Source organism: Occallatibacter riparius, assembly GCF_025264625.1.
Classification (GTDB): Bacteria; Acidobacteriota; Terriglobia; order Terriglobales; family Acidobacteriaceae; genus Telmatobacter; species Telmatobacter riparius.
Genome location: NZ_CP093313.1, coordinates 3,975,687 through 3,987,907 on the forward strand (window position 1 = coordinate 3,975,687; position 12,221 = coordinate 3,987,907).

The 12,221-nt window shown below is 60.4% G+C and carries 9 protein-coding genes; 3 read left to right on the forward strand and 6 right to left on the reverse strand.

What is annotated here, in order from left to right; all coding sequences use genetic code 11:
• Window positions 1–73 precede the first annotated feature (73 nt).
• Entirely contained in the window at window positions 74–1,129 is a 1,056-nt protein-coding gene (locus MOP44_RS16150) for an energy transducer TonB (protein ID WP_260791177.1), read from the reverse strand.
• Between the two features lie 607 nt (window positions 1,130–1,736).
• Between MOP44_RS16150 and galE the strand changes: the two genes are divergently transcribed.
• Window positions 1,737–2,741 carry a UDP-glucose 4-epimerase GalE gene (gene galE / locus MOP44_RS16155; protein WP_260791179.1) on the forward strand — a complete coding sequence of 335 codons (1,005 nt, stop codon included), beginning with the start codon at window positions 1,737–1,739 and terminating at the stop codon, window positions 2,739–2,741.
• 289 nt (window positions 2,742–3,030) lie between these two features.
• Window positions 3,031–3,801 (forward strand): DUF4184 family protein, encoded by a 771-nt coding sequence (locus MOP44_RS16160; RefSeq protein ID WP_260791181.1) that lies wholly within the window; start codon window positions 3,031–3,033, stop codon window positions 3,799–3,801.
• 2,124 nt (window positions 3,802–5,925) lie between these two features.
• Here the strand turns inward: MOP44_RS16160 and MOP44_RS16165 are convergent.
• From MOP44_RS16165 to MOP44_RS16185, 5 genes are all read right to left on the reverse strand, one after another.
• The gene (locus MOP44_RS16165; RefSeq protein ID WP_260791183.1) at window positions 5,926–8,214 is read right to left on the reverse strand and encodes a penicillin-binding transpeptidase domain-containing protein; all 2,289 of its coding nucleotides are present in this window, start codon (window positions 8,212–8,214) and stop codon (window positions 5,926–5,928) included.
• Between the two features lie 35 nt (window positions 8,215–8,249).
• Window positions 8,250–8,753 carry an FtsB/FtsL family cell division protein gene (locus MOP44_RS16170; protein WP_260791185.1) on the reverse strand — a complete coding sequence of 168 codons (504 nt, stop codon included), beginning with the start codon at window positions 8,751–8,753 and terminating at the stop codon, window positions 8,250–8,252.
• A complete protein-coding gene (rsmH, locus tag MOP44_RS16175; RefSeq protein ID WP_260791187.1) occupies window positions 8,728–9,690 on the reverse strand; it encodes a 16S rRNA (cytosine(1402)-N(4))-methyltransferase RsmH in 963 nt (320 codons plus the stop codon). Before rsmH ends, MOP44_RS16170 begins: the two co-directional genes overlap by 26 nt.
• Window positions 9,691–9,714: 24 nt before the next feature.
• Window positions 9,715–10,167, reverse strand: a complete 453-nt coding sequence (locus MOP44_RS16180; RefSeq protein WP_260791189.1) for a division/cell wall cluster transcriptional repressor MraZ — start codon at window positions 10,165–10,167, stop codon at window positions 9,715–9,717.
• A 642-nt stretch (window positions 10,168–10,809) separates the two neighbouring features.
• Window positions 10,810–11,034 (reverse strand): hypothetical protein, encoded by a 225-nt coding sequence (locus MOP44_RS16185; RefSeq protein WP_260791191.1) that lies wholly within the window; start codon window positions 11,032–11,034, stop codon window positions 10,810–10,812.
• A gap of 143 nt (window positions 11,035–11,177) precedes the next feature.
• Between MOP44_RS16185 and MOP44_RS16190 the strand changes: the two genes are divergently transcribed.
• Entirely contained in the window at window positions 11,178–12,185 is a 1,008-nt protein-coding gene (locus tag MOP44_RS16190) for a zinc-dependent alcohol dehydrogenase family protein (RefSeq protein ID WP_260791193.1), read from the forward strand.
• The last annotated feature ends 36 nt before the right edge of the window (window positions 12,186–12,221 follow it).

Sequence of the window (12,221 nt, forward strand, 5' to 3'; positions counted from 1 at the left end):
CCTGCCGGAGGTTGTGGAGCTGCCGCTCAGCAGACCTGCCATCTACCCCGGCTGATTTTGTATCGCAATGATATCAAGCCAATTGGAACGTGATGGTAATGTTCGTTGTTAGATCCACCGCCTGGCCGTTGCGAGTGGCCGGACGGAAACGAATCTGCTGGGCAACACGGCGAGCCTCCTCATCCAGCCCGTGTCCCAGCCCATGCACGACCCCTTGGATAATTACCTGCCCATTTGCCGTGAAAGTAACCCGCAGAACTACATCGCCCTGCACCCTGAGCTGGCGGGCCTCGGCCGTGTACTGCACCGGCGGCTTCGACAGCACTTCGAGATTCGTTGACTTGGGAACCGCGTTCGCCGCCGGAGTCGCCACCGCAGCCTGCTGCATCGCTGGAATTCCCGCCGATGCGACCTTCCCGCCGCCGTAGGCCGACGTTCCGTTGCCGGTACCCGTCGCTCCCGGAATTCCCGCCGATGCTACGTGGCCAACCACGCCGGCATTCGATCCGGACTTCGTTCCATTGCCGATCCCGGTCGATCCCACTACGCCGCGCGGCGCAACAGCCGGCCCGTTCATCCCGCCATAGGGATTGCCAATTGCCGCCACCGTCGCCGGCTTGGTCGCTCCCGGATTCGGCGTCACGCCGAACGTCTCGCCCAGATGTACGGGCGCCGTCGAAGGCTTCACTTGGGTAACCTGCGCCGGCGCCGCTGCCGTCAGCGCCGCCTTCGGCTGCGGAGCCAGAATCACCGAGGGCTTCGCCTCCTTCACCACCGGAACCTTCATCTTGGCTTCCAGATTCACCGGCTTCACATCCGGCTTGGGTTCCGGCTTGGGCAAATTGATCTTTGGTGCTTCCAGCTTCACCTCGGGCTTCGGCGGTTCTATCTTCGGCGGAGGCGGAATTTTCAGCTTCATGGGCGGAGGCGGCGGAGTCGTCGGGAAAATAAGCTCCGTCTGCTCAAACTTGTGCGTCTCAATGACACGCTTCGCAGTCATTCCGATGTACAGAACCACGCCAAGAATCGTCAGGTTGATAGCGGCGCTGGTTATAAAAGACGCAGGACTCTTTTGCGGCTCAGGCAGGAGCCCGAAATTCGCCCTGATTGGATACCCATTGCTGGACATGTTTTAATCCTCGTCGTAATCGAACACGGCGACAGGGCAAATCTCCCGCCCTGCGGCAAAAAAGTCGGTAGCTTCTGGCTGCATGCTCGCGTGCTTTGATCCCCTCCGACCTTGGAGATCCGGCGTCTCATGCGTGCACTTCATCGCCTGAACGTAATGAGCTTGACCTCGGTCCCAGTCCGGTTGATTTAGAGGTTTCATCAATCTGCCAGGGCCCGCCCATGGGTTGCGGAATCCAACTGCCCTGCCCAATGAAACACTATCCCCATGAAGTCGGATGGGGAATTCGGGGAATCTGTTGTACCCAAAATAGATCAGGCGGTTACCGGTCGGCATCCCTGAAATGTGGTAGATACGCCCGCTCTCTCGATTTACCTTCGAGTCAACTCGGCCAAGTTCAAGAAACATCAGGCGCTCCGCGTACACTTATCCAAGGCGTCTGAGGCATCAAATCGCGAGAGTCAGGAATTACCAGGCCGGCTCAACTCCATTTTGCCTTTTAATTGAAGGTCTTTTGAGGGGGATTCAAGACCATCCCGGAGCCCGCCTGTTTGGTTTAATAGACTCAGACTAAATCATAACCGCTCTACCGAGGGAAAGGTTTTTTGTGAAGCTTCTTGTAACCGGTGGTGCAGGATACATCGGAGGCACGGTCGCCGGCCTCCTCGTTGACCGCGGTCATCAGGCGGTCGTTTTTGACAATCTCAGCCACGGTCGACAGGACCTTCTGCCTCAGGGCGTTGAGTTTATCCTCGGCGAGCTGGCCGACCGCTCCCATCTCGAGCGCATCTTCACCGAAGCAAAAGAGCAGGGAAGTCCCTTCGACGGCGTCCTGCACTTCGCCGCGCTCATTGAAGCTGGCGAGTCCATGGTCAAACCGGAAATTTACTTCCGTAACAACACCGCCTCCACCCTCAGCCTCTTTGAGGCCATGCTCTCCAGCGGCCCCCGCAAGCTCGTCTTCTCCTCCACCGCGGCCGTCTACGGCGAGCCCGAAGTTGTCCCCATCCCTGAAGACGCCCGCCTCCAGCCCACCAACACCTACGGCGAATCCAAGCTGCTCGTCGAGCACATGCTCCGCTGGATGAACCAGATACACGGCCTCCGCTACGCCTCGCTCCGCTACTTCAACGTCGCCGGCGCGCCGGAAAGCGCGGACGGCGGCATCACCCGCGGCGAAGCCCACGAGCCCGAGTCGCACCTCATCCCCCTCATCCTCGACGTCGCCCTCGGCCGCCGCCAGTCCATCCGCATCTACGGCGACGACTACCCCACCCCCGACGGCACCTGCATCCGCGACTATATACATGTCTCCGATCTGGCCGACGCCCATCTGCTCGCCCTCGACGCCCTCGAATCCTCGAGCCGCCTCATCTTCAACCTAGGCAACGGCAAAGGCTTCAGCGTCAAAGAAGTCATCGAGTCCGCCCGCCGCGTCACCGGCCATCCCATCCCCGCCGAACTCCACCCCCGCCGCCCCGGCGACCCCGCCTTCCTCGTAGCCGGCAGCGAAAAAGCTATCAAAGAGCTAGGCTGGAAACCCCGCTACACCCAGCTAGACGACATCCTCCGCACCGCCTGGGCCTGGCACCAGCAGCGCTACAACAAATAGCCACAAGGTCCGGGCACCGCCCCGGACCCGACTCATCCCCGTTCCCTACTTCGTCAGTGCCCCGTATCAGGGGCTGCCTTCAGGCAGCCCGCATGCCGATTCCCTGTTTCGACCGGGGCTTTAGCCCCCGCGTAACGCTCCCGGACAGCCGAAGGGACCCCGAATCTCACCGGCCACTCATCAGGGCACGATTAGTCAGACGGGTGCCCCATCCTGGCTTTGCTGGGGTGGGAGACCACGATCCCGACGGATGCCTGCCGGAAAGCAGGCGATACTCCATAATTCAAAGATGCCCTTCACCTTCGCCCACGCCGCTGCGGCGCTACCGTTTCGCCGCACGAAACTCATCGCGTCGGGCGTCGTGATCGGCTGTTTTGCGCCTGACTTCGAATACTTCGTGCGGCTTGCTCCAAAGGGAGGTTTCGGCCATACACTGCCCGGTCTCTTCGCGCTCGATCTGCCACTTGGTTTGGCCGTCTTCTGGCTGTTTCACAAATACGCCAAACACCCACTCTGGTTGTGGTCGCCGAACGGCGTTCGTCGAAGGGTGAAACTCGATTCACGCACCGCGCCCTTTCAAGGTGTCGCTCAGATTGCGCTCGTTTTGGTCTCGATTCTCATAGGAGCAGCGACACATATCCTTTGGGATTCGTTCACGCACCGTTCCTTCTGGCCTTACCAGCATTGGATTTTTCTGCGCTACACGGTGCGGTTGCCCATTGCCGGGTCAGTGCCGTATTACAAACTGCTCCAGCATGCGAGCACGGCCATTGGAATGATCGTGCTTTGGATCTGGTTTGTGCGGCAGCCCAGCAACGCTCCGATCGATCTACCCAGGTCCGGGAGCGCGAAGGCCAATGAACGGATCGCCTTCGTGTCTGTATCTGCGATCGCGCTCGCAGGAGGAATACTGCGCGCTTTTGCGGGTGCGGGAGTCCCCAGCGGCCTGCATCGAATTGAGACTTTCTCCGCAGACGCCGTCATTACGACCATTAGTTTGTTCTGGCTCGGAACAGTGATCTTTGGCGTCCTCCTACACAAAAGCAGCAGCCAGACGTAGCCTGCCTCAGCCGATTCCGGTTGCGCCCATCCAAGCTTTGAGGGCTTCCCCATCCTGGCTCTGCTGGGCTGGGAGACCGACGGTCAGCCTTGGATCGAGATCCGCGAAACCATGTCTTGCATCTCCACAACGCGGAAGGTTCATCCCCCAGAGGCTTGGCGGGCTTTGTATCAGGGCCTGACTTTAGTCAGGCCGCAAATTGCTCCAAAGACTCTCTAGGGCTTTAGCCCCCGACGCGACATACCAAGTCGGAATTACTCCAGGAACTGGCTTGCCATTATGCAAGCACGAAAAACGCGCCCCGGCAGTGGCGCAACGAAACTAGCCTAGGCCAAGTCTGAGCAACGCGAGGACTTGGCCTGGGTCAGGCGACCACACCCGCCGCGCGTCCCGTGGGTTCGCGCCGAACGCAGTTCGCTTTTTCCAGCTGCCAAATCGACCCGTGATCGCCATCACGGAACTTCCCACCGATTCTGGCTCATCATGGACACTCACTGTCTCCGGGACGGTACAGGAAATCTTTGTCCCCTCGCCCTGGCGGCGGTCAGAAACCATGTCTCGCCTCCTCCAATCCGGAACTTCGTCCGCACTGGGACCCCTGCTATGCGGAGCAATACAGCCGCCGAACCCAGGCTGGGGACACCCCCCCACCCCCCCGCTATGCGGAGCAATACAGCCGCCGAACCCAGGCTGGGGACACCCCCCCCACCCCCCCGCTATGCGGAGCAATACAGCCGCCGAACCCAGGCTGGGGACACCCCCCCACTCCCCCGCTATGCGGAGCAATACAGGAGAGCCAAGAGGGCATGGGTTTACTCGAACATCAATACCCCCCCTCCCCCTCCCAACCAATAGGCAGCGATATAAAGCTTGCGATCTCTTTACCTAAGCCGTTCTTTATAAATAGTTTGTTTGGAAGAACGCAGAATGGTCCCAGCCAGGCGATCGCTGGGCGGCTGCATCGGGAATGGAAGGAACATTATCGAGGAGTTAACGCCAGCCACGCCCTGAGAGATGGCCACGCGTGCACAAGATCCATCATCGGAATATGATTCAAGTTGCACCCCGCTGAAAGTCCGGGCGCATCAAATATCGACGCGCAGTTTCCCGCTTAGACGGAACCGCCAGGAGCATTAGTTGGGTATCTTTGACGAGTCCGAGAGGGATAGAACCAGAGGTAGCCGAGCTGCTCGCCGGTCATGGCCTCTCTCCGCGCGCCTTCTCGTCGGAGCATTGTTCGTCTTGAACATTCTCCTGGCAGTGTTTCTCGTAAGAACCGAAGGTAAGAAGCCCGGAGCAGGTGCAATCTCCACTCCGCCCACAGTTCAGGGGCCGAAGCCAGGTTCCACACCGCAGCCCGAGGCGCCGTCCGATCAGGGGTTAAGCCACGATAAGGGGTCCAGCAGCGATCTGAACACTCCCCCTGTCGAATCCAAGCCAGCCGACTTGCCCAGCATCCCGGTGGCGAACCGCCCGCACATCAAAGCAGTGCCTAAAGCGCTGCGAGCCAGCAGAGCCCGCCGCGCGGTACCGTCAACCCCGTCGAGGCATGCCGTGGTTTACCCTCCGCGCGAACCTGTCGCTCGGACTCCGGCTCCTGTTCCCAATCCAGCAGCAGCGTCTTCGGGGGCGACTGCCAATGTCGCACCGCCTGCCCGCCCCCAATCCTTCCGTTTCCCTGATGCGGGCGTCTCTCGTAGCGCAGCGCCACATCCCAACGCCCCCGCAACATCGCCTCTTCACCCTTCAACGATCGACCAAGGGCTCACTGCGAAGGGAGCCAAGTCCGGTTCAGTGGCCAACGTGGCCTCGGTTCGGCTTCCAGGTATGGAAAGGGGATTGGTGACACCGAAAACGCCTGTAGCGCCAATTGCCCATAAAATCGAGATTATTCCCCGGCCTGCCGCGAAGCCTGAGAATTGCGGCGACGAGAAAACCTTTGTCGCCTGCCCCAAGCTGAAGACCCGGTACGAGTACGACACGCCTTTCACCTCTGAAGCCCCCTGACAATTCGGCAAGACTCATCGTTGCGCTCTTCGCACTGAGGGCGGGCGCAACCGTGTTTTTGCGGAGGTTCGCGGTGACAGAGCTATTCACCGTGCACGTATTGAAAGCATTAGCGGATCAGTGCGAGCCGCGGACGACGACTTTGGTGCCTGGTGAAACCATAGCTCCCGGCGAAGGGGCTTGTTCCCGGATCGTGCCGCTACCGGCTAGCTGAACTTCGAGCCCTGCACCGGCTGCGGTTTCGATCACCTGGCGCATCGACATCCCCACAAACGACGGCACCTTCACCTGCTTGGTCTGCTTGACCACAACCTCGCTCACCGTGATCGTGCGAGGCTGGCCTGCGGACGATGATCTGGCGGGCGCTACCGCCGCAGTTGTCGTCGACTGGGCGACCGGAGCAGCCGTCGAAGCCGCTGGCTTGGCACTAACGGTCTGAGCCGCCGGCTGAACCGCCTGAGCAGTCTGATTCCGCAGCGCGTCGTCATTGGGCAGATCGTTCACCGCTGCATAAAGCGCGTTGATGTCCTCGCCGGTCTCGTCGTGATCGTCCTCGCGGGTCGGTTGGTGGGTCTCCTTGGGAAGCTTGCCTGGGCGCACCGGCTCATCGTGCGGCACGCCCAGGTACTCCAGCACCTGCTGCGCGACCTCTTGAAACACCGGCGCTGAAACCGCCGCGCCGTAATAAGAGCCGGCCTTGGGGTTATCCATCACGATGGCCACCGCGATCACCGGATTGTTCACCGGCGCAATTCCCGCAAACGATGCGATGTGCATCGTCTTCGAATACGTGTGCGTGGCCGGATCGACCTTCTGCGCGGTGCCCGTCTTGCCGCCGGAGGAGTAGCCGTTGAGCTGCGCGCTCTTGCCCGTGCCGTTCAGCACCACGCCTTCCATCATCTTGCGCATTTGCGCCGCGGCCAGCTCGGAGATCACCCGGCGCGCGCCCTGGGGCAGGGGATTGGGCAGGTCCTCATTGAGCCGTATGGGCTGAGGCGTCTGTTGGGCCACAGACTTGTCGGCCGCGGTCTGTATCTGGGCGGGCATGAGCACATGCGGCGGCAGGTAGGTTCCGCCGTTGGCGATGGTCGACACCATCGAAACCAGTTGCAGCGGCGTCACGCCGATCTCCTGGCCCATGGCGACAGAGCCGATCGAGGACCCGCTCCACTTGTTGACCGGGCGCAGCAAGCCGCGTGTCTCGCCGGGTAGCTCGACACCTGGCTTCTGCCCGAATCCAAATGCGCGCACGTAGTTGTAGTAGCGATCCTGGCCCACTTTGAGCGCCATCTTGATCGCGCCCACGTCACTCGATTCCTCAAGCGCCTTCTGCACGGTAACCAGCCCCATGTGCTCGCCCTGATTATCGTGGATCACGCGCCCTGCGAGGGTGATCGATCCGCCCTGGCAGTCCACCATGTCATCGGGCTTGGCTACGCCTGCATCAAGCGCCGCCGAGTACGCCACCAGCTTGAACGTCGAGCCCGGTTCATAAACATCGCTCACCGCGTGGTTCTTCAACAGAGCTGGCGTCGTGTGCCGATACTGGTTCGGATTGAAGGTGGGACGGATTGCCAGCGCCAGAATCTGCCCCGTGTGCACATCTTGAATCACGACCGTTCCGTTGTCGGCGTGCACGCGTTCCATCGCATGATCGAGAGCCCGCTCAGCCAGGAACTGAATATTCGAGTCAATGGTGAGAACGAGATTCTGCCCCGGCTCAGGCTCCTTTTCCGTGGAACCCAGCACCTTGCGTCGCGCGTCCATGGCGGTGAACATGCGCCCCGGCACGCCGTGCAGCGGGCCTTCAAACTTCTGCTCCAGCCCGCCGAGCCCCGTATCATCGGTACCCACATAACCGAGCACCTGCGCGGCAATCTCGTTGTCGGGATAGAAGCGCTCGAACTCCTTCTGCGTATAGAGCCCCTTCAGGTTGAGCGCCTTCACCTTCGCGCTGGTCTCGTTCGAAACGCGCCGCGCAATCCACGCAAACCGCCCGCCCGTATTCAGGCGATTGAGGATCTGGTCTTCAGCAGTTTGCCCGTCTGCGGAGTCAGTGTGCACGATCGCGGCAAGCCGCCGCGCTGCTTCGTCCTTGTCGTCAATCTCGCTGGGGTCCGCATACCAGGAGTCGACCTGCACGGTCATCGCAAGTTCATGCAGATTGCGGTCATAGAGCACACCGCGCCGCGGAGCTACTTCAAAGGTGCGCTGCTGCTGCTTCTGAGCGCGATCAATGTACTCCTGGTGGCGCAGGATCTGGAGATAAAAGAGACGTCCGGAGATGGCAGCCGCCCAAACGAAGAAGAACAGGCAAATGAGCCAAAAGCGCGCTACCCGGAGAGGGATAGCGCGCGCGATGGTAGTTCGACTACGGTTACGATTGCGAAGGGTTGCGGCCTCCATGGGCGTTGCTCCGGGGAACTGTGAATGCGCCTTGCTTATTGCACCGGCGGAGCCGGGGCATTGATCTGGGCCAGTGCCGGAGCCGAGGCGTCGACGCGAGCGCTGGGATGGACCACTTGTCCAGGCTGCGGCGCCGCAAGCCCGAGCTCGCGTGCTTTCGTGTCGATACGCGAAGGCTGCGTAAGCTGCGCCTCGCTCAGTTTGAGCTGGCGATTCTCTTCCCGTAATTGATCTATCTGCTGCTTCTCGGCCTCAACGCGATAGGAGCGCTCGATGGCGCTGAAGTGCTGCAGACCGTAGATCATGATCAGAGAAAACAGAACTGTGACGGCCGCGGTGAAGACGCGCATCTCGCGCACGCGCACCGGATCGGGCGCCTTCACCAGCCGTGAATTATCGAAATGCTTGCTGAAATAAAACTCGGGCGTGCGAACGCCGCGGCGACGCAGCGCCTGCTGCGCCATCAGCTCGCTATTGCGCTCGCTGACGCGGGCCGTCCAGGTGCGGCCGACTTCAAAGGTTGTGGTTGCTGCCGCCATGTCTGTCTCCTAGCTTCTGGCCCCTGATGCCCGGTGCCCTGATCCCTGTCTTTTCCGCCGCTCTCAACTTCGCGCTGCGCGAGCGCGGATTGCGCTCAATCTCTTCTTCTTCCGCCGTCACCGGCTTCTTCGTCAGGATCGTCCAGATCCCCTTCTGCGCTCCCTCGCGCAGGCTGTCCTTCACAATGCGATCTTCCAAACTGTGGAAGCTGATGACGGCCATTCGTCCGGAGGGCTTAAGCAACTTTGGTGCGGCCTCCATCAGTGACTTGATCTCGTCCAGCTCGCGATTCACATAAATGCGTAATCCCTGAAACGTCCGCGTTGCCGGGTGAATCCGATCTTGTTTCATTGCCGGGGCGGCGGCTCTGACAATTTGCGCTAACTGCGCTGTCGTCGTTACCGGCCGCCCCCGAACAATGGCTCTGGCGATTCTCCGCGACCTCCTTTCCTCTCCGTATTCGTAGATAAGGTCTGCCAGCTCTCGCTCGCTCGCCTCATTTACCACCTGTTCGGCGGTCTCGCCCCGGCGCGTGTCCATCCGCATATCCAAGGGCCCATCCGCCATAAAACTGAATCCTCGCGTTGCCTCATCTAGCTGCAGGCTGCTGACCCCAAAGTCCGCCAGCAGCGCGTCGACCGATCCGTCAGCCAAATGCATCGGAGCCGAACTGAACGCGTCTCCGATCAACTCGACCTGCGGCGCCTGGCTGCCGAGCTCTGCACGAACCGCATAGAGCCGCGCCGCCGCCAACTCCATCGCCTGCGGATCGCGGTCGAAGGCGATCAGCTTGCCTTGCGGCCCGAGCCCCCGAAGAATTTCGGAGCTGTGCCCGGCGAGCCCGAGGGTGCAATCGACCACAGTGCTGCCTGGCTTCACAGCCAAATAGTGCAACGCTTCCTTTAAAAGAACCGGCACATGGCGTTCTCTTTCCATGCGCTCCCCCTGGGGGGATTCCATCTACTGCTTCCGGCGGGTAATATCCGCCAGCTTTCCAAAGTCTTCGCGGGTCAGCTTGTTGCCCAGCACCGTCTGTTCAAAACGCTTGCGGTTGTGGACGGCGATATAGCTGCCCATCCCGATCACCGCTGCTTCCTCATCGTCCAGTCCAGCAGCGCTCCGCAAAATCTGCGGAATCAGCAACCTGGACTGCGCGTCCATTTCAACCTGCTGGCCGTAGTAGCTCGTAATGCTGAGATACTTCTGTACGGCTTCTTCCATCTCGCTCGATTCCGCGAGCTGCGCTTCCCGCTTTTCCCACTCCGGCAGCGGCCAAACCTGGGCGCTCTCCCCGTCGGTGCTGGTGACGTAAAACTGGGACACGCTGCCGGCATCCACCAGGGCCTTGAAGGCAGAAGGGAGCTTGAGCCTGCCCTTCTCGTCGACCTTGGCCGGGTGGTTGCCGCGAAACATACTTTCACCTACTAGAACTAAGGCTGAATCTCTAAATCCGGCGATTCATCGGTTACTGCGGTCCGCTTAACGGGCAGGTTCCCCAGAATGCCCAAGAAGCGAAAACTTACGAAGGTGGTCGAATTTGGGAGTACTCTTGCCTTAAGTTCGAAGAAACCGTTCCACAAAACTCTCTTTTGCTCCCTTTTCTCCCACTCGAATGAGATCATAGCCCAGCTCGGCAGGTTGTCCAACAGGAAAATGCCGGACTGTGAGCGTTCCTTCCCAGCAAATCAGGACAAGCGGTCTAGTTGGGTAACAGGGTTGAAGCGACCACTATATGTAGTGTTTATGGATTTGGTTCGACCTAAGCGGCAGACTGTTGGCAGCAGGGGGGATCGGGTGTATTTACACTGGATCCCGCGCACTCCGGGTGAACTGAATGGGAACGCTATTGAACTCGGCAGCTGAGTTGGGCAGCGGGGAAGAGGATCAGAAATCAGAAAACAGGGAGTGGGAAAACACCAAAGCAAAGGCGGGTTCTTCGCCTTCGACTCGGAGATAACAGAGTGCCGGGGGAAGCAGTCAGAAGCCGTGCTGAGGTGCTCGCGGCCAGGGACGGTGTGTAAGCGGCCACGAAAAACCCGCACTCGGCGGGCTTATTTATCCGAGTTTTTCGATCTCGGCTTCAATCTGCTTGAGAGCAGCTTCCAGCGCCGCGCGGCGGCCCGGGTTCGACGTTCGCTGCGAGAGGATATTCTCGCGCTGCAACTCGAGCGACTGCTTCTGACGCGCGCGATGCGTGCGGTCCTGCTCTGCTGCCCTTTTGGCATCCAAGTCAGGGTATACAGACCCGGCATGCGCAGGCGCATGCTCAATGCTTGCCATCTGTTCCTCCACCGATTTACTTTCCCAACCGCGAGCCATATATCCTCTATTTTACGGGTGTTTTGGTTTCGGGCGTCTCACTTTACTGGATTAGGCTGCTTAAGAAGCAATAAGATCATCGAGTTACGCATCTAGGAGACAGCATGCACGTCTGGCAAATTTCATCGTTCGGCATCGATTCTCTGGAGTTTGTAGAGAGGCCGGATCCGCAGCCGGGCCCAGGCCAGGTCGTCGTACGCGTGCATGCCATCTCGTTCAACTACCGCGACCTGATGATGGTGAAAGGTCTTTACAACCCCAAGCTCAAGCTGCCCCGCGTCCCATGCTCTGACGGCGCTGGCGAAGTGGTTGCCGTGGGCTCCGGCGTGACGCAGTGGAAGCCGGGCGATCGTGTGGCTGGCATTTTCATGCAGAACTGGATCGATGGGCCTCCCTCGCCGGAAAAGGTGAAGGGCGCACTGGGCGGAGACGTCGACGGCATGCTGGCCGAGTACGTGTTGCTGGGCGAGGACGGGCTGGTCGCAATCCCCGAGCACCTCAGCTTCCAGGAAGCGGCGACGCTGCCATGCGCGGCAGTTACAGCCTGGAACGCGCTATGCGCGGGCGACCTGAAGCCCGGCGGGACGGTTCTGATCCAGGGCACCGGTGGGGTCTCGATTTTCGCATTGCAGTTCGCGCGATTGAAAGGCGCGAAGGTACTGGGCATCTCCGGCAACCAGGAGAAGCTCAACCGAGCCTTCGATCTGGGGCTGGACGCGGGCGTGAACTATAACGAGGTTCCGGAGTGGGACCGCTGGGCTATGGAGCAGACCGGGGAAGGCGTAGACCTGATCGTCGAAGTAGGCGGCCTGGGTACATTGCCGCGGTCACTGCGCGCGCTACGTATGGGTGGAACGATTGCGCAGGTGGGAGTGCTGACCGGCGTTGCGGCTCCGGAACCGCTGCCGCTACCGGCGATCCTGCACAAGCAGGCGCGGTTGCGGGGCATCTACGTGGGATCGCGCCAGGACTTCATCGACATGAACCGCGCCATTTCGTTGACCCAGCTGCGGCCGGTCGGAGAAGACTTCCCGTGGAGTCACGCACGCGAGGTGCTGGCCAGGCTCGAAGAAGCCAGCCACTTCGGCAAGCTGGTGATGACGATCGGTTAGAAGAGATTAAAAGTCCAGGCATTAGGAAATACAAAG

Coding starts and splice junctions, on each gene's coding strand:
- MOP44_RS16150 (WP_260791177.1), bottom strand. CDS start 1,129: ATGTCCAGCAATGGGTATCCAATCAGGGCGAATTTCGGGCTCCTGCCT.
- MOP44_RS16160 (WP_260791181.1), top strand. CDS start 3,031: ATGCCCTTCACCTTCGCCCACGCCGCTGCGGCGCTACCGTTTCGCCGC.
- MOP44_RS16165 (WP_260791183.1), bottom strand. CDS start 8,214: ATGGAGGCCGCAACCCTTCGCAATCGTAACCGTAGTCGAACTACCATC.
- MOP44_RS16170 (WP_260791185.1), bottom strand. CDS start 8,753: ATGGCGGCAGCAACCACAACCTTTGAAGTCGGCCGCACCTGGACGGCC.
- rsmH (WP_260791187.1), bottom strand. CDS start 9,690: ATGGAAAGAGAACGCCATGTGCCGGTTCTTTTAAAGGAAGCGTTGCAC.
- MOP44_RS16180 (WP_260791189.1), bottom strand. CDS start 10,167: ATGTTTCGCGGCAACCACCCGGCCAAGGTCGACGAGAAGGGCAGGCTC.
- MOP44_RS16185 (WP_260791191.1), bottom strand. CDS start 11,034: ATGGCAAGCATTGAGCATGCGCCTGCGCATGCCGGGTCTGTATACCCT.
- MOP44_RS16190 (WP_260791193.1), top strand. CDS start 11,178: ATGCACGTCTGGCAAATTTCATCGTTCGGCATCGATTCTCTGGAGTTT.